The following is a 233-nucleotide window of genomic DNA, read 5'->3' as shown; positions in this document are numbered from 1 at the left end:
TAACGATACTTTGAACGTAGATCCAATAGATCCAGCAGATGTAAACCCAACTGTGACGGATGATGAGGGAAGTGGAATCACAATCAATCCTGATGGAACGGTAACCGTACCAATGGATACACCAGCAGGGACGTATGATGTAGTATACCAGATCTGTGAGGGATTAAATCCAACGAACTGTGATACTGCTACAGTTACTGTAGTTGTAGAAGCACCAGTAATCGATGCAGTAG

At 43.3% G+C, this 233-nt stretch carries 1 protein-coding gene; it reads left to right on the top strand.

All coding sequences use genetic code 11. The annotated features are described in order from the left end of the window. A partial coding sequence (locus ACY2RS_RS15960) for a hypothetical protein (protein ID WP_490099635.1) occupies positions 1-233 on the top strand: 233 nt, incomplete at both ends.

It is taken from the genome of Patiriisocius sp. 208BN25-11 (assembly GCF_058147145.1).
The sequence above is the reverse complement of the archived record's forward strand: the minus strand, read 5'-3'. Positions and strand labels throughout refer to the sequence as shown.